The 21,482-nt window shown below is 73.3% G+C and carries 20 protein-coding genes; 9 read left to right on the top strand and 11 right to left on the bottom strand.

Going from position 1 to position 21,482, the window contains the following annotated elements:
- Positions 1–21: 21 nt before the first annotated feature.
- A complete protein-coding gene (locus Sfr03f_RS05075; protein WP_108952478.1) occupies positions 22–648 on the bottom strand; it encodes a TetR/AcrR family transcriptional regulator in 627 nt (208 codons plus the stop codon).
- Positions 649–739: 91 nt separating this feature from the next.
- On the opposite strand from Sfr03f_RS05075, the gene Sfr03f_RS05070 reads away from it, so the two are divergent.
- Entirely contained in the window at positions 740–1,585 is an 846-nt protein-coding gene (locus tag Sfr03f_RS05070; protein WP_108952477.1) for an NmrA family NAD(P)-binding protein, read from the top strand.
- 39 nt (positions 1,586–1,624) lie between these two features.
- Here the strand turns inward: Sfr03f_RS05070 and Sfr03f_RS05065 are convergent, their stop codons facing one another.
- Entirely contained in the window at positions 1,625–2,386 is a 762-nt protein-coding gene (locus Sfr03f_RS05065; RefSeq protein ID WP_108952476.1) for a thioesterase II family protein, read from the bottom strand.
- Between the two features lie 513 nt (positions 2,387–2,899).
- Here Sfr03f_RS05065 and Sfr03f_RS05060 point away from each other — a divergent pair.
- Together Sfr03f_RS05060 and Sfr03f_RS05055 are read left to right on the top strand one after the other, a co-directional pair.
- Positions 2,900–4,135 carry a cysteine desulfurase-like protein gene (locus Sfr03f_RS05060; RefSeq protein WP_108952475.1) on the top strand — a complete coding sequence of 412 codons (1,236 nt, stop codon included), beginning with the start codon at positions 2,900–2,902 and terminating at the stop codon, positions 4,133–4,135.
- 248 nt (positions 4,136–4,383) lie between these two features.
- Entirely contained in the window at positions 4,384–5,103 is a 720-nt protein-coding gene (locus Sfr03f_RS05055) for a hypothetical protein (RefSeq protein WP_372514306.1), read from the top strand.
- 79 nt (positions 5,104–5,182) lie between these two features.
- On the opposite strand, the gene Sfr03f_RS05050 is transcribed toward Sfr03f_RS05055, so the two are convergent.
- The 3 genes from Sfr03f_RS05050 to Sfr03f_RS05040 form a co-directional block, all read right to left on the bottom strand.
- Positions 5,183–6,694: a SulP family inorganic anion transporter gene (locus tag Sfr03f_RS05050; protein WP_108952474.1), complete on the bottom strand. Its 1,512-nt coding sequence runs from the start codon at positions 6,692–6,694 to the stop codon at positions 5,183–5,185.
- A gap of 66 nt (positions 6,695–6,760) precedes the next feature.
- Positions 6,761–7,432 carry a YitT family protein gene (locus Sfr03f_RS05045; protein ID WP_108952473.1) on the bottom strand — a complete coding sequence of 224 codons (672 nt, stop codon included), beginning with the start codon at positions 7,430–7,432 and terminating at the stop codon, positions 6,761–6,763.
- 153 nt (positions 7,433–7,585) lie between these two features.
- A complete protein-coding gene (locus Sfr03f_RS05040; protein WP_108952472.1) occupies positions 7,586–8,950 on the bottom strand; it encodes a radical SAM protein in 1,365 nt (454 codons plus the stop codon).
- Positions 8,951–9,169: 219 nt separating this feature from the next.
- Here Sfr03f_RS05040 and Sfr03f_RS05035 point away from each other — a divergent pair, with 219 nt between their 5' ends.
- The 3 genes from Sfr03f_RS05035 to Sfr03f_RS05025 all read left to right on the top strand — a co-directional run bounded on the left by Sfr03f_RS05035 (position 9,170) and on the right by Sfr03f_RS05025 (position 12,035).
- Complete coding sequence (locus Sfr03f_RS05035) at positions 9,170–10,429, top strand: FAD-binding protein (protein ID WP_108952471.1); 1,260 nt, start codon at positions 9,170–9,172, stop codon at positions 10,427–10,429.
- A 79-nt stretch (positions 10,430–10,508) separates the two neighbouring features.
- Complete coding sequence (locus Sfr03f_RS05030) at positions 10,509–11,138, top strand: ThuA domain-containing protein (protein WP_108952470.1); 630 nt, start codon at positions 10,509–10,511, stop codon at positions 11,136–11,138.
- Between the two features lie 132 nt (positions 11,139–11,270).
- Positions 11,271–12,035: a DUF4097 family beta strand repeat-containing protein gene (locus Sfr03f_RS05025; protein ID WP_108952469.1), complete on the top strand. Its 765-nt coding sequence runs from the start codon at positions 11,271–11,273 to the stop codon at positions 12,033–12,035.
- 107 nt (positions 12,036–12,142) lie between these two features.
- Here Sfr03f_RS05025 and Sfr03f_RS05020 read toward each other — a convergent pair whose 3' ends face one another.
- A complete protein-coding gene (locus Sfr03f_RS05020) occupies positions 12,143–13,786 on the bottom strand; it encodes an acyl-CoA dehydrogenase family protein (protein WP_108952468.1) in 1,644 nt (547 codons plus the stop codon).
- A 125-nt stretch (positions 13,787–13,911) separates the two neighbouring features.
- On the opposite strand from Sfr03f_RS05020, the gene Sfr03f_RS05015 reads away from it, so the two are divergent.
- Genes Sfr03f_RS05015 through Sfr03f_RS05005 form a run of 3 tightly spaced genes read left to right on the top strand, consistent with a single transcriptional unit; the run spans position 13,912 to position 16,752 of the window.
- Positions 13,912–15,156 (top strand): YihY/virulence factor BrkB family protein, encoded by a 1,245-nt coding sequence (locus tag Sfr03f_RS05015; RefSeq protein WP_174721532.1) that lies wholly within the window; start codon positions 13,912–13,914, stop codon positions 15,154–15,156.
- A 10-nt stretch (positions 15,157–15,166) separates the two neighbouring features.
- The gene (gene mmuM / locus Sfr03f_RS05010; RefSeq protein ID WP_108952467.1) at positions 15,167–16,093 is read left to right on the top strand and encodes a homocysteine S-methyltransferase; all 927 of its coding nucleotides are present in this window, start codon (positions 15,167–15,169) and stop codon (positions 16,091–16,093) included.
- Positions 16,094–16,149: 56 nt separating this feature from the next.
- Entirely contained in the window at positions 16,150–16,752 is a 603-nt protein-coding gene (locus Sfr03f_RS05005; RefSeq protein WP_108952466.1) for an HD domain-containing protein, read from the top strand.
- A gap of 77 nt (positions 16,753–16,829) precedes the next feature.
- Here Sfr03f_RS05005 and Sfr03f_RS05000 read toward each other — a convergent pair whose 3' ends face one another.
- The 5 genes from Sfr03f_RS05000 to Sfr03f_RS04980 form a co-directional block, all read right to left on the bottom strand.
- Entirely contained in the window at positions 16,830–18,053 is a 1,224-nt protein-coding gene (locus tag Sfr03f_RS05000; RefSeq protein ID WP_108952465.1) for a phospholipase D-like domain-containing protein, read from the bottom strand.
- A 62-nt stretch (positions 18,054–18,115) separates the two neighbouring features.
- Entirely contained in the window at positions 18,116–18,619 is a 504-nt protein-coding gene (locus Sfr03f_RS04995; protein WP_108952464.1) for a DinB family protein, read from the bottom strand.
- 40 nt (positions 18,620–18,659) lie between these two features.
- Entirely contained in the window at positions 18,660–19,424 is a 765-nt protein-coding gene (locus Sfr03f_RS04990) for a 3-oxoacyl-ACP reductase (protein ID WP_108952463.1), read from the bottom strand.
- 39 nt (positions 19,425–19,463) lie between these two features.
- Positions 19,464–20,186: a thioesterase II family protein gene (locus Sfr03f_RS04985; protein WP_108952462.1), complete on the bottom strand. Its 723-nt coding sequence runs from the start codon at positions 20,184–20,186 to the stop codon at positions 19,464–19,466.
- Positions 20,183–21,454 (bottom strand): cytochrome P450, encoded by a 1,272-nt coding sequence (locus tag Sfr03f_RS04980; RefSeq protein WP_108952461.1) that lies wholly within the window; start codon positions 21,452–21,454, stop codon positions 20,183–20,185. Before Sfr03f_RS04980 ends, Sfr03f_RS04985 begins: the two co-directional genes overlap by 4 nt.
- Positions 21,455–21,482 lie beyond the last annotated feature (28 nt).

Raw genomic sequence — 21,482 nt, 5'->3', positions numbered from 1 at the left:
TATGATCGTTCGGACGTCAGTTCAACGGGGCCGTGGGGAAAGGCTCTTGGTCGTCGGGCCGGTGGCCTGGACGGAATCCAGCCATTCCAGGAGCCGTCTCCCCTCACGGGCCATGACGTCCGGATCGCGCAGGGCGTTGGCCATCAGGGACATGCCCTGGTAGGCGCAGACCAGGGTGAGCGCGAGGTCGTCCGGGCCGGGGGCGCCCATGGCGCGGAACTGCCGGGCGGCCCAGTCCAGCAGGCGCCCGAGCACCGCGCCCGCCTCGCCGTCGAGGGTCCCGTCGGAGCGCTTGCCGAGTTCAACGGCCAGGCTGCCGGTGGGGCAGCCGTGGCGCGCGGCGACCTCGCGCTGCTCGATCCAGGCCTCGACGAGTCCCTTGAGCCGGTCGCGGGGGTCCTCCGACAGCTCCAGGCGGACGGTGAGTTCGTCCAGGTACGCGCCGTGCTCGGACAGCGCGGCGAGGACCAGCTCGTCCTTCGTCTTGAAGTAGTAGTAGACGTTTCCCACCGGCACGTCGGCAGCCCGCGCGATGTCCGCGAGGGTGGTCCGCTCGACGCCCTGCCGGTGCAGGACCCTGGCCGCCTCGGTCGTCAGCCGGCGGCGCTTTTCTGCGGCCCTCGCCCTGGGCGATTTCGCGTCAGTCATCCAACTGACTATAGGCGGTGCCCTGTTGGCCCTGTTAGCGTCCATGGCCTACGAGTCAGTCAGCCGACTCACTTACCCACGGGGGTTTCGCATGATCGTGGTGACGGGCGCCACCGGCAACGTCGGGCGGACTCTGGTTCCGCTGCTCGCCGAGGCGGGCGGGGAGGTCGTCGCCGTCTCGCGGCGGCCGCGGCTCGAAGGGCTGCCCGACGGCGTCCGGCACGCGCGGGCGGACGTCGGCGACAGCGCGGGCATGCGTCCCGTGCTCGAGGGCGCCGAGGCCTTCTTCGTCCTGCTGGGAGGCGAGCTGAACGTATCCGGCGAGAGCCCGGCGGCCCTGCTGGACGCGGCGGTGGGCGCCGGGGTGAAGCGGGTCGTCCTGCTCTCCTCGCAGAGCGTCGCCACCCGCCCCGGGTCCGTCTCGCACGCCCGTCTGCGCGCGTTCGAGGACGCGGTCCGCGCGGCGGGGACGGATCACACCGTCCTGCGGCCGGGCGGGTTCGCCTCCAACGCCTTCGCGTGGGCCGGCACGGTCCGCTCCGAGCGCACGGTGTACGCCCCGTTCGGCGACGTGGCCCTGCCGGTCGTCGACCCGGCCGACATCGCCGCGGTGGCGGCGGCCGCCCTGCTGGAGGAGGGGCACGCGGGACGCGTGTACACCCTGACCGGGCCCGAGGCCGTCAGCCCGCGCGAGCAGGCGGCGGCCCTCGGCCGGGCCCTGGGCGAGGAGGTCCGGTTCGTCGAGCTCCCGCGTGAGCGGGCGCACGCCCACATGGCGCGGTTCATGCCCGAGGACGCGGTCACCGGCACGCTGGACGTCCTGGGCGCTCCAATGGCCGGCGAGCGGGCGGTCGGCCCGGACGTGGAGGCCGTGCTGGGGCGTCCGGCCCGGTCCTTCGCCGACTGGGCCGTCCGCAACGCGGAGGCCTTCCGGTAGGGGCCACGCCCGCGCGGCGTGCCCCGCCCGGCGGTCGGGTCAGGTGGTGACGGCCCCCGCGGCCGCCGTGATCTCCGCGCGGATCTCCTCGACCCGGTCGTCGAGGTAGAAGTGTCCGCCGGGGAAGGTGCGCAGCCGGAACGCTCCCGTGGTGTGCTGCGACCAGCGCTCGACCTCGGCGACCTCGACCGCCGGGTCGCTCTCCCCCGCCAGGGCGGTCACCGGGCAGCGCAGGCGCAGCCCGGCGGGGGCGCGGTAGTGGTTGCTGGCGTGGAAGTCGTTGCGGACGGTCGGCAGGACCAGCTCGAGGAAGGCGGGGTCCTCCGGCATCGGGGAGCCGGTGTCCCCGCGCAGCATCTCCAGGATGTCGAGCACCTCGCGGTCGCTCTCCAGCGCCGGCAGCGCGCGGCGCGTCGCGAGCGAGGGGGCGCGGCGGGCGGAGGCGATCAGTGCGCGGACCTTCGCCCCGCTCCGCTCCAGCCGGACGGCGGTCTCGAAGGCCACGGCCGAGCCGAGGCTGTGGCCGAACAGCACCAGCGGGAGGTCGGCCCAGGGCTCGAGCTCCCGGGCGATGTGGTCGGCGAGTGCGCCGACGTCCGGGACGAGGGGCTCGGCGATGCGGTCCTGCCGCCCCGGGTACTGGACGGCCAGCGCCTGGACGGATGGGGCGAGGGCGTGGGAGAGCGGGTGGAAGTAGGTGGCGCCGGCCCCGCCGTGCGGGAAGAACACGACGTGCGGCGCGTCCTGCGCCGCACTGTGGAACCGGCGTATCCAGGCCGTCCTCTGCGGGCGCTCGGTCACTGCCCCGTCCCTCCGCTCGACTGCACACGTGTGCTCCGATCATGGCACCGTCCGCTCGACCGCCGATCGGCCGCCCGCCCTTCCCGGGCCTGCGGCTTCACCGGACCGCGAGATCCGGCAGGATTTTCCCCACATCCGAGGAATGTTCCGGTTAACGGCACATGTTGTGACAAGTGCGACGGCGGCGCATTCGTCGCCGCGCGAGGAGGCGGGAGCGGTCACGGAACGCCTCGGGACGGGTTTGCCCTTCCCGCTGCGGGACACCCCCTCGCCGGACACGGAACGCGTGGAGCGGTTCCGCGCGCGGTTCCGGCCCGGGGCCACGCGCCCACCGGGCGCACACCTGGGGGGAGTTGGACCACCGGAGGGTCATCGGCCTCCGACCTTCCGGCATGGGGTCCGGACGCGGAGCGGCTTTGGGGAGCCGCCGCGTCCGGACCTGCTCGTTCCCTCCTCCGGGCACTGCTGCGATCATGGCGTGACGTCGCCTTTCGCCCGCCCAGGAGGCCCCTGATGTCCCTCGAGACGTCCCTCGACGCGCCCTTCGACGCCGCCGCCGTGCGCGCCGCCTTCCCCGCCCTGCTCGCCTCCGGCTGGTCCCGCTTCGACGCTCCCGGCGGCACCCAGACACCCGCGCCCGTCGTGGAGGCCATCGCCGAGGCCCTCACCCGTCCGCTGGCCAACCGCGGCCGGCTCACCGAGGCGCAGCGCAACGCGGACGACATCGTCACCGGGGCCCGGAGCGCCATGGGCGACTTCCTCGGCACCCCGCCCTCGACCGTGGTGTTCGGCCGGAGCGCCACCCAGCTGGTGTACGACCTCGCCCGCACCCTCGCCAAGGGCTGGGGGCCGGGCGACGAGGTGGTGGTCACGCGGCTGGACCACGACTCCAACATCCGCCCGTGGGTGCAGGCCGCCGAGGCGGCGGGCGCCACCGTGCGGTGGGCCGGCTTCGACACCGTCACCGGCGAACTGCGCCCGGAGCACCTCGAGGAGGTGCTGTCGCCCCGCACCCGCCTGGTCGCGGTCACGGCCGCCTCCAACCTCAACGGCGCCCGTCCCGACGTGCCGGCCCTCGCCGCACTGGCGCACTCCGTGGGCGCGCTGCTGCACGTCGACGCGGTGCACTACGCCGCCCACGTCGCCGTCGACCTGCCCGCCCTCGGCGCGGACACCCTGGTCTGCTCGCCCTACAAGTTCCTCGGCCCGCACCTGGGGGTGCTCACCGGGCGCGCGGAGCTGCTGGAGTCGCTGCGCCCGGACAAGCTGCTGCCGTCCGGCGACGCCGTGCCGGAACGTTTCGAGCTGGGCACCCTGCCGTACGAGCTGCTGGCCGGCACCCGTGCCGCGGTGGACTACTGGGCCTCCCTCGCGCCGGCCGGCACGAGCGGCGCGGACCGCCGCGAGCGGCTGGTCGCCGCCTTCGCCGCGGTGGAGCACCACGAGGACCGGCTGCGGGCCCGCATCGAGGCAGGGCTCGCCGAGCACCCCGGCGTCACCCTCCACTCGCGGGCCCCGCTCCGCACGTCCACCCTGCTGTTCACCGTCGAGGGCGTCGCGGCGGCCGAGGTCTCGCGGCGGCTGGCGGAACACCGGGTGGACGCCCCGGCGAGCTCGTTCTACGCCCTGGAGGCGTCCCGCCACCTCGGCCTGGGTGACGAGGGCGGCGTGCGGCTGGGACTCGCCCCGTACAACGACGACGCGGACGTCGACCGCCTGCTGACGGCGCTGCGCACCGTCCTGGGCTGATCCGAGCACCGCCCGGCGCTGCGGTTCCGGGCCGCCGGGCTGCGTGAGTCAAAAGGTGACAACAGGCGGTGGGGCCGCCGGCCAGCTGCGCGGACACGCACGGGGTCGGCTGCGAGGGGAGCACCGGTACCGGCTCGGGGCGGAGCACGTCGGCCGGGGCGCGGGACCCGGGTGCCTCCCTGCGGAACCGCCCGTGACGGCCCGCCGTCCTCCCCCGTGTCCGTCGAGTGCAGGGGAGGCACACCAACGTGACGTGGCAGAACGACACCCCGCCGTCGCCACCACCGGTTCCGCCGGGGCAGCCGTCCGCGGGGAGCCGGGCGAAGGGCTGCCTGGGGAGTCTGCTGTCGCTGGGCGTGGTGATCGCGCTCGGTGTCGGCGTCTCGCAGGCCCTCGGCGACGACGACACCTCGTCGTCCGGGTCGTCGTCGGCGCTGTCGTCGTCGGCGGCGGCGTCGTCCGCGTCCTCCTCCGGCGGTGACGGGAAGGCGCGCAGCTGGAGCAAGGGCGACTGCGGCGGCCCGGACCCGGAGAAGGGCTCCGACCGCTACCGGATGCTCGACTGCGACGAGTCCGGGGCGACCTTCGAGGCGCTGGAGGTCATGGACGGCAGCATCATGCCGGAGTCGGTCCGGTGTCCGGCGGGCACCGACCTGATCATCGAGGTGTCGATCACCTACGGCGGCTCGGACGCCGCCGGCGGCGTCCCCGGCGAGACGGTCTGCGGCCGCAACCTGTCCGGCGACCACCCGGGCGACGCGGGCGCGGGCGGCGGTCAGCTGGTGGAGGGCGACTGCGTCGACGACCGGGCGCAGGAGATCGCCTGCGCGTCCGCGGGGCCGTCCGGCCTGAAGGTCCTCGGCCTGGTCAGGAAGAAGACCGAGTGCCCGTCCGGGACGACGGAGCCGATGGAGCTGCTGTTCGCGCTCGGCCGGCCGTACGACGTGATCTGCGGCGGCGAGGTCTGACCGCACCGGCGTGCCGAGGAGCCCGCCTCCCCGCCGGTGGGCGGGAGGGCGGACCCCCGGGCGCGGGTCACGGCGCGGGTCAGCCGGAGAGCCGGCCCGCGAGACGTTCGTGGATGCGGGCGCTCGGCTCGTTCAGGCCGACCACGGTGACCCGCTTGCCCCGCTGGGCGTACTTGTTTTCGACGGCGTCCAGCGCGGCCACCGAGGAGGCGTCCCAGATGTGCGCGGCGGACAGGTCGATGACCACGTCCTGCGGGTCGCCCTGGTAGTCGAACCGCGTCACCAGCTCGTTGGACGAGGCGAAGAACAGCTCGCCGGCGACCCGGTAGACCACCCGGCCGTCCTCGGGCCGGACGGCGGCGGTGACGTCCACCAGGTGCGCGACCCGCCGCGCGAAGACCACCATCGCGGTGATCGAGCCGACCACCACGCCGACGGCCAGGTTGTGGGTGACGACCACGCACACGACGGTGATCACCATCACCGTGGTCTCCCCCAGCGGCATCCGCCGCAGCGTCCGGGGCGCGACGGAGTGCCAGTCGAAGGCGGTGACCGAGACCATCACCATCACCGCGACCAGCGCCGCCATCGGGATCTCGGAGACCACCGGACCGGCCACCACGCACAGGATCAGCACGAAGAGGCCGGCCAGGAAGGTCGACAGCCGGGTGCGGGCGCCGGAGACCTTGACGTTGATCATCGTCTGGCCGATGACCGCGCAGCCGCCCATGCCGCCGAAGAGTCCGGTGACGATGTTGGCGATGCCCTGGCCGACGGACTCGCGGGTCTTGCTGGAGCGGGTGTCGGTGATGTCGTCGACCAGCTTGGCCGTCATCAGCGACTCCATCAGGCCCACCAGCGCCATCGCGAAGGAGTAGGGCGCCACGGTGGTGAGGGTGTCGAGGGTGAGCGGCACGTCGGGCAGTCCCGGCACGGGCAGCGCCGACGGCAGCTCACCGCGGTCGCCGACGGTCGGCACCGCGATCCCCGCCGCCACGGTGATCACGGTGAGGATCACCACTGTGACCAGCGGGGCGGGCACCGCCCTGCTGATGCGGGGGAAGAACACCAGCATGGCCAGGCCCGCCGCCAGCAGGACGTACACCGCCCACGGCACGTCCCGCAGCTCGGGGACCTGGGCCATGAAGACCAGGATGGCCAGCGAGTTGACGAAGCCCACCATCACCGAGCGCGGCACGAACCGCATCAGCTTGGCCACGCCCAGCAGGCCCAGCGCGATCTGGAAGACGCCCGCCAGGATCACGCCGGCGATCAGGTACCCGAACCCGTGCTCCCGGTTGAGCGGGGCGATCACCAGGGCCACCGCGCCGGTGGCCGCCGAGATCATCGCCCGGCGGCCGCCCACCACCGAGATGGTCACCGCCATCAGGAACGAGGCGAACAGGCCGACCGCCGGGTCGACGCCCGCGATCACCGAGAAGGAGATCGCCTCGGGTATCAGGGCGAGCCCGACCACCAGGCCGGCCAGCACCTCGGTGCGCCAGACCCTGGGGTCGCGCACCCAGGCGGGCAGGACGGGCCAGGGGCGGCGGCGCGCACCGGCCGGGGCCGGCGACGGCGTGAAGGACATACGGGACCGCTCCTGTACGGGGCGCCGCCAGGGCGCTCGGGAAGAAGGGACGGAGGGCGGCGCGGGTCAGCTGCCGTTGTAGCGGCCGGGCCGGTGGTTCATCGCGATGACCAGGTTCAGCACGGCGACGCCCGCCAGCGAGGCGAGGACCACCTCCGGTTCAACCAGCGGCAGGGCGCAGAGGATCACCACGGCGTCCAGGGCGAGCTGCACGTACCCGGCCCGCCAGCCGTAGCGGTCCTGCAGGTGCAGGGCGAGGATGCCGAAGCCGCCGCCGCTGGCGTTGTGGCGGAACACCACGATCATGCCGAGGCCGACGCACAGGCCGCCGAACACCGCGGCGTACCAGGGGCTCATCCCGGAGAGGGTGACCAGCTCCTGCTGGAGGGGGGTCAGCGCCGAGGTGAGCGCGACCACCGCCAGGGTGCGCAGGGTGAACGACCGGCCCATGCGGCGCACGGCGAAGTAGTAGAAGGGCAGGTTGACGACGAAGAACACCACGCCGAGCGGCAGTCCGCCCGCGTAGCTGATGAGGAAGGACGTGCCGGCGAGGCCGCCGGTGACGCCGCCCACCGCGTGCAGGAGCGTGAGCCCCCAGGACATCAGGAAGGCGCCGATCACGTACGCCGCCAGGTTCTCCACGAGGGTGTGCGGAGTGGCCGGGGCGGCGGGGGCCGGGGCCGGGGAGTCGACCGCGGCCTGGGGGTCGGCCGTGGTCGAGAGGGCAGAACTCGACATGACCGAAAAAGTACCACCCATTTTTCGCACGCCTGTTTCCAGCAGCTCTCGCCCGTGGTAACGGCCCGCGGTCACCGGAACACACGGACGCCCCGCGCTCCGGCCCGGGGAAGGGCCGGCCGCACGGGGCGCCGAGGAGCGGGGACCTCGCGGTCAGGCCTGCTCGACCGTCGCGGCGGCGATCTCGTTGTCGACGTAACTCTCGTCGGCGGGGAGGCTGTCCATGAAGGAGCTCACCGAGAAGACCGCGCGGCCGGGGCCGGGCTGGCCGTACCCGGGCGGGGAGGACAGACCGAAGTCCTCCATCGTCTGCCGGTAGGCCTGCAGCAGCCGGATGTGGTACTCCAGCGGCGCCCCGTCGGGGTTGGTCTTCCCGAGCGGCGTGGTCGGCTCCGGGCACCAGGTGGTGAACCGGGGCGTGATGCCGTTCGACATGAAGAACCGCAGGCCCTCGGTGGTGGAGGCGATGGCCTCGTCGACCGTCTTGAAGCCGAACGGCTCGGCCATCTCGACACCGGCCACGAAGTTCGGGATCACGTTGCGCGGGCCGAAGACCTCCGCGGAGTCCAGGATCCGCCGGTGCCACTCGTCACGGCCGACGTACCGCTCCTTGCCGGGGCAGTGCAGCTTGAACAGGTACTCGTCCCACACCTCGAAGTTGGGGTGGTAGATCTTGACGCCGTAGTCCTTGAACCGCTGCACGTCGTCCTTGGGCAGCGCCTGGGCGACGACCTTGCCGATCCAGCGGTCCGGGAAGCGCTCCTCGATGGCCTTGGCGTAGTGGCCGTAGAAGTCGGCCTCGTCGCGCCCGGCGACCTTGGAGGTGATGGCGCCGCCGGTGAGCGTGTAGGCGGTGGAGACCTTCTGGGTGTCGTACCTGTCGATGATCTCGAGGGCCTCCAGCACCTCCTCCACGTCCTTGACGCCCGTGTAGGGGCGGCCGGCCGCCTTGTGCTGGCGCCAGTTGTGGTTGATGTCGCAGTACTGGCACTCCTCCTTGACGCCGAAGTACTGGCACACCCGGAAGACCGTCAGGTAGATCAGGTAGCCCCACTGGATGGTGGGGGCCACCTCCATCACGGACTTCCCGTTGGAGAGCTTGTGCCGGTAGTACTCGGGCATCGGCGGTACGCCGACGTCGGCGATCCGCTTGCCGTCGAGGTAGAGGCCCAGCACGCCGTGCTCGTCGGCGGCGACCCGGTACGGCGAGTTCGGGTTGACCCGGACCGAGACGACGGTGCGCCGCAGGTCGTAGGGGCCGCCGGTGAGGATGATCTCCTCCGGCGGGCGCCGCAGCGCGGCCTCGCCCAGTTCGGGCAGGGTGCCGTGGTCGAAGGAGAAGATGAAGTAGGACTTCGGCTTGACCTCGCCGTCCTCGTTGTCACTGAGGGCCGAGGCGTCGAAGGCGACACCGCCTCGCAGCAGGTCCTCCTTGAACACGGCTTCCCGCGGTACCCCGGGGAACCGCTCCATCAGATCCTCGACCAGCGCGGTACGACTGCCCGTGCCCGTGCTCATACCGTTCTCCTTCCCATGCGCGACTTCTCACCGTATGCCGCCGGTGGCGCGGGCGCGGTACCGGGTCCCCGTGACACGCCTCCGCCCCCGCCCCGATGTGGGGGACCTCACAGTCGTCGGACCAGGTGAGGGGTTTCCCGTGCCCGGGTGAGAGGCTGAGGGCCGGATCCCGCGCCGCGCCCCTCCACGCGGTCCCGCGCCCGCACGAAGGAACCTCGCATGCCCCGCACCGCCACCGCCGACGCCCTCACCAACTGGGCCGGCAACATCGTCTTCTCCCCCGCCGCGACGGCCCGCCCGGCGTCGGTCGGGGAGCTCCGGGAGACCGTGGCCGGCGCGCGCCGGGTGCGGGTGCTGGGCAGCGGCCACTCCTTCAACACCATCGCCGACCCAGGCGCGGACGGCCTGCTGCTCTCGCTGGACGCGCTGCCGGCCGACGTCGAGGTGGACACCGCCGCGCGCACCGTCCGGGTCGGCGGCCAGGTCCGCTACGCCCGGCTGGCCCGCGAGGTGCACGCGCGGGGTCTGGCGCTGGCCAACATGGCCTCGCTGCCGCACATCTCGGTGGCCGGGTCCGTCGCCACCGGCACCCACGGCTCCGGCGTGGACAACGGCCCGCTGGCCTCGGCGGTGCGCGAGGTGGAGCTGGTCACCTCCGACGGCTCGCTGGCCACGGTCGGCCGCGACGACGCCCGCTTCGGCGGCGTGGTCACCTCGCTGGGCGCCCTGGGCGTGGTCACCGCCCTCACCCTGGACCTGGAGCCGGCCTTCGAGGTCGAGCAGCGGGTCTTCACGGAGCTCCCGCTGGCGGGGCTGGACTTCACCGCCGTCGCCGGGGCCGCCTACAGCGTCAGCCTGTTCACGACCTGGCGCCGTCCGGTCTTCGAGCAGGTCTGGGTCAAGCACCGGACGGACCGGGGCCCCCTCGACTTCGGGTGGGCGCCCGCGGCCGACACGCCGGTGCACCCGGTGCCGGGCATGCCGCCGGCCAACTGCACCGAGCACCAGGGCACTCCCGGCCCCTGGCACGAGCGGCTGCCGCACTTCCGGGCCGAGTTCACGCCGAGCAGCGGCGACGAGCTCCAGTCCGAGTACCTGCTGCCGCGCGGCTCCGCCGTGGAGGCGCTGCGGGCCCTCGCCGCGATACGCGAGGAGGTGGCTCCCGTCCTGCAGATCTGCGAGGTCCGCACGGTGTCCGGTGACGGGCAGTGGCTGAGCCCGTCCTACGACCGGGACAGCGTCGCCCTGCACTTCACCTGGGTGGACGACACCGCGGCCGTGCTGCCCGTGATAGGCCGCGTCGAGGAGGCGCTGGCGCCCTTCGACGCCCGCCCGCACTGGGGCAAGGTGTTCACCGTGCCCGGAGCGGTGCTGCGGGAGCGCTACGCGCGGCACGCCGACTTCGCGGCCCTGGCCGCCCGGCTGGACCCGCGCCGCGCCTTCCGCAACGCGTTCGTCGACGACTTCCTGGGCGGCTGAGCCGCCCCGCCCGCCGGCGGGCGCGGCCGATCCCCCTCCCGCCCGCCGGTGGGCGCGCGGTACGGCCTACCGTGTCGCCATGACGCGCCGCCTGCTGGTCCACACCCGCACCACCGACTACCGCCACGACTCGATCCCCGCCGCGCTGGCCGCGGTCGGCGGCCTCGACGGCTTCACCGTGGACGCCACCGAGGATCCGGCCGCCCTGGAGGGCGACCTGACGCCGTACGCGGCGGTGGTGTTCCTCTGCACCTCCGGCGACATCCTCACCGACGCCGGCCGCGCCGCGCTGGCCGCCGCGGTGGAGTCCGGGACCGGCTTCGCCGGCCTGCACTCGGCGGCCTGCACCGAGGAGAACTGGCCCTGGTACACGGGCGAGTTGCAGCGGTCGCGGTTCGCCGGTCATCCCCCGTTCGGCACCGGCGTGGTCCTGGTCGAGGACCACGCGCACCCGGCGACGGCCCACCTGCCGGCCGAGTGGACGTGGAGCGACGAGTGGTACGACTTCGACCCGGTCCCGGACCCGGCCGAGGTCGCCGTCCTGCTCCGGGGCGGCGAGGACCGTCACCCGCTGGCCTGGCACCACCGCCAGGGCCGCGGGCGCGTCTTCTTCACGGCCCTGGGCCACGACTCCGCGGCGTACGCGGACCCCGCCTTCCTCGCCCACCTGCGCGGCGGCCTGGAGTGGGTCTGCGAGGGGCGGAGGTAGGGACAGCCCCCGTACGACGAAGGGGGCGCACCGGATCGTGACGGCGCGCCCCGCTCCGTAGCGTCGGAAGCGTGAGTAACGCGTCGCGACACGTCGACGTGAACGCCCCGCCCGACCCGAACGGAGGCCCCCGTGGCCGCAGTCAACCGCACCGCCCGTGTCACCCTGGTGAGCGCCGGCGCCGTCCTCGCGCTGGCGGCCCTGAGCGGCTGCGGTGCCGACCTGGACGACGCGAAGCCGGAGAAGCGGTCCTTCGCGGCGACGACGGGCCCCCTGACCATCGACACCGACAACGGCGACCTCGCGGTGCGCCCGGCGGACGTCGAGAGGATCGAGGTGACCCGGTGGTTCGCCGGCCGGGCGCTGATCGGCGACCCGGAGGCCTCCTGGGAGATGGACGGCGACCGGCTGGAGCTGAGGACCGACTGCGGCCTGCTGGCCGGGAACTGCTCGGCCCGCTACGAGGTGCTGGTCCCCCGGGACACGCGGCTGACCGTCAGCGGCGACAACGGCGACATCAAGGCCGAGGGCTTCGGCACCGCCCTGCGCATCGAGACGGACAACGGCGACGTGGAGGTGGCCGGTTCCACCGGTCCGCTCACCCTGGAGGGCGACAACGGTGACCTGCGGGCCACCGGCCTGACCTCCTCGCAGGTGAAGGTCGTCTCCGACAACGGCGACGTCCGGCTGGTCTTCGACGCCGCGCCGCGCCGCGCCGGCGCCTCCTCCTCGAACGGCGACGTGACGATGGAGGTGCCGCGGGGCACCGCCTACCGGGTCGACGCCGAGGCGGACAACGGCGACGTCACCACCGAGCTGGCCACCGACCCCGAGGGCGCCCACCGGCTGGACGTGCGCTCCGACAACGGCGACATCGTGCTGCGGGCCGCCGGCTGACGGCCACCGGACCGCGGGCCTGCGCCCGACGGGCGGCGGGCCGATACGGTGTCACCCGCCCGCCGACGGGCCGACGCGGCGCCACCCGCCCGCCCGCCGACGGAGGCTCAGGCCACCGGGCGGGCCCGCTCCACGACCTCGGCGAGGTGCGGCGAGTGCGGCAGGGTGCCGAACGCGTTGCCCCAGTCCCCGCCGAGCCGGGAGGCGCAGAACAGGTCGGCGACCTCCGGCGGCGCGAACCGCACCAGCAGCGAGCCCTGCAGGACCAGGGCGATCCGCTCGACGACCCGCCGGGCCCGCGCCTCGGCGCCCTCCATGTCGGCGAGTTCGGTGAGCAGCTGCTTGATCGCCGCGTCCAGCCGGTGGTCGGCGCCGCGCGCCTGTCCCACCTCGCGCAGGAAGGCGTCCAGCGCCCCCGGCTCCCGGCGCAGCGCACGCAGCACGTCCAGCGCCTGCACGTTGCCGGCGCCCTCCCACACCGAGTTGAGCGGGGACTCGCGCAGCAGCCGCGGCATGCCGGACTCCTCGACGTAGCCGTTGCCGCCCAGGCACTCGGCGGCCTCGGCCACCAGCGGGGTGCACCGCTTGGTCACCCAGTACTTGGCCGCCGGCACCGCCAGCCGCAGCAGGGCGCGCTCACCCTCGTCGCCCCGGTCCTGGACGGCGTCGTAGGCGGCGGCGAGCCGCAGCCCCAGGGTGGTGGCGGCCTCGGACTCCAGGGCCAGGTCGGCCAGCACGTTGCGCATCAGCGGCTTGTCGACGAGCAGGCCGCCGAACGCCTCGCGGTGGCCGGCGTGGTGCACGGCCTGGGCGACGGCCTGCCGCATCAGGGCCGCGGAGCCGAGCACGCAGTCCAGCCGGGTGGCCGCGACCATCTCGATGATGGTGCGCACCCCCCGGCCCTCCTCGCCGACGCGGCGCGCCCAGGTGCCGTCGAACTCGACCTCGGCGGAGGCGTTGGAGCGGTTGCCCAGCTTGTCCTTGAGCCGCTGGATGCGGAAGACGTTGCGGGTGCCGTCCGCGAGGACGCGCGGCAGCAGGAAGCAGGTGGGGCCCTCGCCGGTCTGCGCCAGCACCAGGAAGCCGTCGGACATCGGCGCGGAGCAGAACCACTTGTGGCCGGTCAGCTCGTAGGCGCCGTCCTCGGCCAGCGGCCGGGCGAGGGTGGTGTTGGCGCGGACGTCGCTGCCGCCCTGCTTCTCCGTCATGCCCATGCCGAAGATGGCGCCGGGCTTCTCCGCGGCGGGGGCGAGCGCCGGGTCGTAGAGGGTGGAGGTGAGGCGGGGCTCCCACTCGGCGGCCAGCGCGGGGTCGGCGCGCAGGGCGGGGACCGCGGCGTGGGTCATCGAGATCGGGCAGCCGTGCCCGGCCTCGACCTGCGACCACACCAGGAACCCGGCCGCCCGCCGCACGTGTCCGCCGGGACGGGACCAGGCGGCGGTGAGCCGCGCGGAGACCGCCTTGCGCATCAGCTGGTACCAGGACGGGTGGAACTCGACCTCGTCGACGCGGTGCCCGTAGCGGTCGTGGGTGCGCAGCGTGGGCGGGTTCTCGTTGGCCAGCCGTCCCCAGTCCTGCACCTGGGACGACCCGGCGCTGCGGCCGAGGCCGGAGAGCTCCGTACGGGCCTCGTCGAGCAGCTCGGGGGCGAGGTGCCTCTCCACGGCCTCGGTGAGCGCGCGGTCCGCGCTGTAGACGTCGTACCCGGCCAGGGGCGGCGGCTGATTGGTCACGGTGTGCGTTGCCGGCATGGGCCGGAACCTACCCTGCCGGGCCCGGCGATCACAGGGGCCGTCCCGTCCGGTCGTCCGCCGCGCGGTGATCTCGGCCACCCGGGAATGTCAGGGACGCGCCGCGCTGCCGTTACCTTTACCCCGTGCAGGCAGCAAGCGAAAACACCGACGAGCCCTCCGGCGGCCGCCTCCACCGGGCCCGCGTCCTCTACCGCAACGTCTCCAAGCGCCGGACGGCCTGGCTCCTGCTGAAGGACACCGTCAACTCGTGCATGGAGTACCGCATCCTCGGCCTGGCCGCCGAGGCGGCCTTCTTCACCCTGCTCTCGGTGCCGCCGCTGCTGCTCAGCCTGGTGGGTCTGCTCGGGTACGTGGACGCCTGGACCGGTGCGCAGACGATCGAGGGGGTGGAGCACAACATCCTGGAGGCATCCCGCAGGGTCCTCACCGACCGCGGCGTCACCGGGATCGCCAAGCCGATCCTCGACGACGTGACCTCCGGCGGCCGGCCCGACGTCATCTCGCTCGGTTTCCTGCTCGCCCTGTGGTCCGGCTCCCGGGCGGTCAACGTCTTCGTCGACACCATCACCGTGATGTACGGCCTGGACGGGGTGCGCGGCATCGTCCGGACCCGGCTGATGGCGTTCCTGCTGTTCATCGTGGCGCTGCTGATCGGGTCGGTGGCGCTGCCGCTGATGGTGGCCGGACCCGACGTGGTGATGCGGGTGCTGCCGTGGTCGGAGTCCCTGGTGCAGCTGCTGTACTGGCCGGTCGTGATGGTCCTGTCCGTGGTCTTCCTGACGACGCTGTACCACGTGTCGGTGCCGGTGCGTTCGCCGTGGATGGAGGACATCCCGGGCGCGCTGGTGGCGCTGGCCATGTGGGTGCTGGGCAGCGTGCTGCTGCGGCTGTACCTGACCTCGACCATCGAGGGGCCGACGATCTACGGCTCGCTCGCCGCGCCGGTGGCGATCCTGCTGTGGATCGGCGTGTCGGCCTTCGCGGTCCTGGTGGGCGCGGCGGTCAACGCGGCCATCGACCGCGTCTGGCCGGCCGCGGCGACCGCAGCCGCCCGTGAGGCGAACGAGCGGCTGCGGAAGGCGCAGATCGTCGACTACGTGGCACGCACCGCGGGGTCGCTCGCGCCCGACGACGAGGCGCACACCCCGTCGGAGTTCCCCGAGCGCTGGTCCCGGTTCCTGCCGCCGGAGGACGTCGGCGGCCGCCTGCTGCGCGCCCACGCCCGGCACGCGGCCAGGAGCGGCGCCGCCCGCGACGGCGTGCCGAAGAACGGCAAGAGCCACGACGAGACGACGGTCAAGGAGGACACCGAGGCGGTGCGCAACAACGAGGCCGTCAAGGACGGGATGACGGATCTCGGGTCGTAGGCTCGGCGGTATGACCGGCATCCCGGACGTCCCCTTCGCCGACGCGCTGACCTCGCCCCCCGGTCCGGTGCTGGACGGCGGGCTGTCCAACCAGCTGGAGGCGGCGGGACACGACCTGAGCGACGCCCTGTGGTCCGCCCGCCTGCTCGCCGAGCGGCCCGAGGCGGTCACCGAGGCGCACCTGGCCTACTTCACGGCCGGGGCGGACGTCGCGATCACCGCGAGCTACCAGGCCACCTTCGAGGGCTTCGCGCGGCGCGGCACCGGCGCGGGGCGGGCGGCCGAACTGATGGCCCTGAGCGTCGCGCTGGCCCGGGAGGCGGCGCGGCGCGCCCGGGCGGGCGGCGTGCGGCGCGCACTGTACGTCGCCGCCTCCGCCGGGCCCTACGGGGCGATGCTCGCCGACGGGTCCGAGTACCGGGGGCGGTACGGGCTCACCGTCGGCGAGCTGGAGCGCTTCCACCGGCCGCGGCTGGAGGTGCTGGCCGCGGCCGGACCGGACGTCCTGGCCCTGGAGACGGTGCCGGACACCGACGAGGCGCGGGCGCTGCTGCGGGCGGTGCGGGGGCTGGGCGTGCCGGCCTGGCTGTCGTACACCGTCGACGGCGGCCGCACCCGGGCCGGACAGCCGCTGGAGGAGGCCTTCGCGCTCGCCGCGGACGCGGCGGAGGTGGTGGCGGTGGGCGTCAACTGCTGCGCGCCCGCCGACGTGGCCCAGGCGGTGCGGACCGCGGCGCGGGTGACGGGCAAGCCGGTGGTGGCGTACCCGAACAGCGGCGAGACCTGGGACGCGGCGGGGCGCGGCTGGCGGGGAGGCTCCGCGTTCGACCCGGCGGCGGTCACCGGGTGGCGTGCGGCCGGTGCACGGCTGGTCGGCGGCTGCTGCCGCGTGGGACCGTCCACGATCGCGGAGCTCGCCCGCGCCTCCCGGACCTGACCCGGCCGCGGGGCGCGGGGCACGGGGCGCGGAGCGCGTCGGACATACTCGTCGGCATGACTCCCGACGCGCTCAAGACGCCCGACGGTCCCGCGTGCGCCGCCGCCCTGGAGGTGGCCGCCGCCTACTGCTCGCCGGCGCTCCTGAACCATTGCCTGCGGTCCTACGTCTGGGCGGCCGCCTACGGCACCGAGCAGGGCATAGAGTTCGACCCGGAGCTGCTGTACGTGGGGGCGATGTTCCACGACATAGCGCTGGTGCCGGAGTTCGACAACCACACGCTGGGTTTCGACGACGCCTCCGGACACGTGGCGTGGGTGTTCGCGGCGGGAGCGGGCTGGCCCGTGGAACGCCGGCGGCGGCTGGTGGAGGTGGTCCTGAGCCACATGCTCCCCGTGGTCGACGTGGTGGCGGACCCCGAGGGTCACCTGCTCGAGCGCTCCACCAGCCTGGACATCTCCGGGCGGTACACGGACGACTTCTCCGCGTCCTTCAAGGCGGAGGTGCTGCGTCACCACCCCCGCCTGGGCATCGCGGAGGAGTTCCTCGCCTGTTTCCGCGACCAGGCCGAGCGCAAGCCGGCCAGCTCCCCCGCCGCCTCACTGCGCGACGGCATCGCCGGGCGGATCCTCGGCAACGCACTCGACCGGCTCGGCTGAGCCGCGGCTGCGGCGCGCCCGCGGCTCGGCCGAGGCTCCCCGGCTGAGCCGCGGGCGGGTTTCACAACGGGCGGGTTTCACAGGAACCGGCGGATGGGGACGACGGCGGCCTCCTGCAGCCGCCACAGCGCCGGGCGCGCCGCCCAGGTGCGCGGGTCGACGGCCTCGCTGACCGTCAGGTCCTGCTCGAAGTGGCCGTCGAGGGTGGCGGCGAGTTCCTCGTCCAGCACCGCGAGCATGATCTCCTCGTCGTGGTCGAGGGAGCGGCGGTTGAAGTTGCCCGATCCGACGAGGGACAGCACGCCGTCCACGGTGAGCACCTTGGCGTGCATCATCGTCGGCCGGTACTCCCAGATCCGCACGCCCGCGTCGAGGAGACCCGCGTACAGGCGGCGGCCCGCCAGCCGGCACACCGGCTTGTCCGTGTGCCGGCCGGGGACGAGCAGTTCCACCTCGACGCCGCGTCGCGCGGCGGCCCCGAGCAGGGCGGCGAAGTCCGCGTCGGGAGCGAAGTACGCGGTGGCCAGGCGGATGCGGCTCTCGGCCGACTCGAGCACCACGCGCAGCAGCGTCTTCATGTCCTGCCAGCCGACGCTCGCCGAACCGCGCACCACCTGGACGACCGCGTCGCCCTCCGGCCGGTGCTCGGTGAAGCCGTCCCGGTCGTCGAACAGGCCGCCGTGGCACTCGGCCCAGTTCTGGGTGAAGGCCGCGGCGATGCCGTCCACCGCCGGTCCGCGCACCCGGAAGTGCGTCTCGCGCCATTCGGTCTCGTGACGGGCGTCGCCGGCCCACTCCTCGGCGATGCCCACGCCGCCGGTGAAGGCCGTCGTCTCGTCGATGACGAGCACCTTGCGGTGGCAGCGGTGGTTCTGCTTGAACGGGGACAGCCACAGCGGCCTGCGGAACCAGGCCACCTCGACGCCCGCCTCGGACATCACGGCGAGCAGCCGGCGCTCGATGAGCCGGCTGCCGAAGCCGTCGAGCAGCAGCCGGACCCGGACCCCGGCGCGCGCCCGGTCGGCGAGGGCCTCCGCGAACTCGCGCGCTATGGCCCCCTTCCAGTACACGAAGGTCATCAGGTCGACGGTGCTGCGGGCCGCCCGGATGCCCGACAGCATCGCGGAGAAGATCTCGTCGCCGTTGCGCAGCGGGAGCAGGCTGTTGTACTCGGTCGCCGGGGTGCCGATCAGCCGTTCCAGACGGCGCCGGATGCGCCGGGCCCGGTCCCCGGTGAGGGGCGCGTCCGGCAGCGCCCCGGGGCCCGCGCCCGGCGCTCTCAGGTGCTGGACCGTCGTCATGGGCGTCTCCTGGGTGAGGCCTCGCGGGGGTTCCGGGGTGGTCGGCAACGGTTCGGTCCCTGTCAGGCGCCGGTGACCCCGTCCGCCAGTTCACGCAGGATGTCGATGTGCCCGTTGTGCCGGGCGATCTCCTCGATCAGGTGCAGCAGGACCCAGCGGAGGGTGACGTGCCGTCCGTCGCTGATGGGCCGCGCGGCGGTGGCCTCCAGGTCGAGGCCGGCGACCAGCTCCCGGTGCCGGGCGCACTGGTCCTCGTAGAGGGCGAGGAGCCGGGTGAGCGGCATGTCCTCGTCGACCCGGAAGTCCTTGTCGGGGTCCTCCTCGGTTCCCGGGAGGATGTCCTCCCCTCCCAGGAACATGACGTCGAGCCAGTAGTACTCGACCCAGCGCACGTGACTGACCACGCCGGCCACCGACATCAGCGGGGAACCGGGCAGCGGGGCCTTGCGGGCGTCCTCGTCCGCGAGGCCTTCGCACTTGGCGTGGACGGTGGCGCGGGTGTAGTCGAGGAACGTCACCAGGGTGGCGCGCTCGTCGAAGGTGGGCGGGGTGTCGGTACGGGACATGTGCGGTTCTCCGGGGAGGAACGGGGGGGCGGGCGGCGGGCTACAGGGGGGTGACGTACGCGCCGGTGAGGCCGCCGTCGACGAGGAAGTCGGTGGCGTTGACGAAGGAGGAGTCGTCGCTGGCGAGGAAGGCCACGGCGGCGGCGATCTCCTCGGGCTCCGCGAACCGGCCGACGGGGATGTGCACGAGCCGGCGCGCGGCCCGCTCGGGGTCCTTGGCGAACAGCTCCCGCAGGAGCGGGGTGTTGACCGGCCCCGGGCACAGGGCGTTGACGCGGATGCCCTCGCGGGCGAACTGCACGCCCAGTTCCCGGGACATCGCCAGCACGCCGCCCTTGGAGGCGGTGTAGGAGATCTGCGAGGTGGCCGCGCCCATCCGGGCGACGAAGGACGCCGTGTTGATGATCGACCCCTTCCCCTGGCGCCGCATGTAGGGGATGGCGGCCTTGCAGCACAGGAACACCGAGGTCAGGTTGACCTCCTGGACCCGCTTCCACGCCTCCAGGCCGGTGTCCAGGATGGAGTCGTCGTCCGGCGGCGAGATGCCCGCGTTGTTGAACGCCACGTCCACCGACCCGTACGTCTCGAACGCCGTGCGGAACAGCGCCTCCACCTGCTCCGGATCGGTGACGTCCACCTGCACGAACAGGCCCCCCACCTCGTCCGCGGCGGCCTTGCCGGAACTCGCGTCGACGTCCCCGCACACCACGTGCGCGCCCTCCGCGGCCAGACGGCGCACGGCCGCCAGGCCGATGCCGCTGCCCGCCCCGGTGACCACGGCGGTACGGCCCTCAAGACGCTTCATTGTTCTCCCTCGTTGCGATGGTCCCGGTGTCCGGGACGGTCAGCTGGTCAGGTCCGCGGTGAAGGCGTCCATCAGGTCGTCCGGCGCCTCCATGAAGCGGTAGTGCGGCCCGTGCAGCACCCGGAAGGTGGTCTCGCCGCAGTCGGCCCAGGAGCCCATCAGGCGGTGGTCCACCTCGACGTCCTCGTCCCAGCCGAGCGCGGTGATCGGGCACGGCAGCCGGACGGGCTTCTGCGGGTGGTAGCGCTTGTTGGTCTCCACGTCCGCGCGGAGGATCTCCAGGCTGAGCTCCACCAGGTCGGGTCGCGGTGTCCCCCCGAGTTCGACGATCAGCGTGTGCACCTCCTCGGCCAGTTCGGCGTCCGACATCTGCAGGAAACGGCCGTGCGGACCATCGTGCGGGGCGATCTGCGAGGAGACGAACAGCCGCGCCGGGGTGGGGTAGCCGCGTTCCAGGAGCCGGACCGCCGTCTCGTAGCCCGGCAGCGCCGAGCCGCAGTGGCCGAAGATCCCGAAGGGCCGGTCCAGGTAGGGGCGCAGCACCTCCACCAGGTCGTCGGCCAGGGCCTCGTAGGTGGTGTAGGACTCCTCCCGGAAGCGGTTCTCCCGGCCGGGCAGCTGGACGGGGACGATCTCCACGTCCCCGAGGAAGCGGGGCCACTTGCGGTACATGCTCGCCCCGCAGCCGGAGTACGGCAGGCAGAACAGGCGGACGGCGCTCTCGGCGGAGGGCTCGCGCAGGAACCAGCGGTTGTTGCTCATCGGGCCAGCTCCGCGTAGCGCTCGACCGCCGCGTCACGGATCTTCATGACCATCGGCATGTGCTTGACGCCGGCGACGAAGTTGGAGTGGAGGTGCTCGATCTCGCCGGCGAGCTGGAAGTCGTCGAAGCTCTGGAAGAGTTCGGTGAAAAGGATCTTGAGGCTCATCCGCGCGACGGTGTGACCCACGCAGTAGTGGGCTCCGCTGCCGAAGGCGACGTGCCGGTTGGGCTTGCGCGTGATGTCGAAGGTGAACGGCGAGGCGAAGGCCTCCTCGTCGCGGTTGGCCGAGCCGAGCCAGACGACCACGGCGTCCCCGGCCCGGATCCTCCTGCCGCGCAGTTCGACGTCCTGGAGCGCGTAGCGCATGAAATGGTTGGCCGGGGAGGACCAGCGCAGGGCCTCGTCGACACCGGTGTTGAGCAGCTTGGGGTCGCTGCGCCAGGCGTCGAGGACGGGGGTTCCCACGACCTCGGCCATGGCTCCGGTCGGCACGAAGGGGGTGGTGACGTTGGCGCCCAGGATCAGGCTGTAGCAGTTGGACAGGATCGCGCCGGTCTCGAGCCTGCGCCCGTCGATCTCCATGCCCATGAGCAGGCTGATGAGGTCGTCGCCGAGGTTGTCGCGCCTCTCGCGCAGGATGTCGTGGAAGTAGGCGAACAGCTCGCGGTGGGCCAGCTGCAGGGTGGCGTTCGCCCCGCCCGCCTCCGCGAACTCCGGGTCGTCGGGGGCGATCGACATCGTGGTCAGCCGGGTGAGCCGGGTCCAGTCCTCGCGCGGCAGGCCCATCATGGTGCCGGCCGTCGCCATCGGCAGGGACATCATGGCCTCGGCGAAGTCGAAGGGCTCACCGCCGAGGGCGGGCGTGAGCAGCCGGTGCACCTCGGTGGTGACCGCCTCCCGGTACTTCTCCACCTGCTTGTTGGTGAGGGCGCGCTGCATGGGTTCGCGCATCCGGGTGTGGCGCGGCGGGTCGGTGGCGGCCATCTGGCGGCCGCGCGCCGGGTCCTCCTTGCCGAGGAGGAAGAGCATGGTGCCGCGCTGGGAGGTGAAGAGGGTGTGGTCGCGCAGGACCAGGTCGGCGTCCTCGAACTTGGTGACGGACCAGAACCCGCGGGTCTCGTCGACCTGTTGCCAGCGCACGGGGTCGCGGTGGCGCATGGCGTTCCAGATCGAGTGCGGATCCCCGTGGGCGTACAGCAGGGGGTCGGTCAGGTCGACGGCGTCGAGGTCGACGCTCTCGGGCGGCGCGGGCTGGGTGAGCCTCATGTCGGGTGGTTCTCCTCGTCGTGGCGGC

Source organism: Streptomyces fragilis (genome assembly GCF_003112515.1).
Lineage (GTDB): Bacteria > Actinomycetota > Actinomycetes > Streptomycetales > Streptomycetaceae > Streptomyces > Streptomyces fragilis.
Note: the sequence above shows the minus strand (reverse complement) of the source record. Positions and strands in the feature narration are given on the sequence as shown.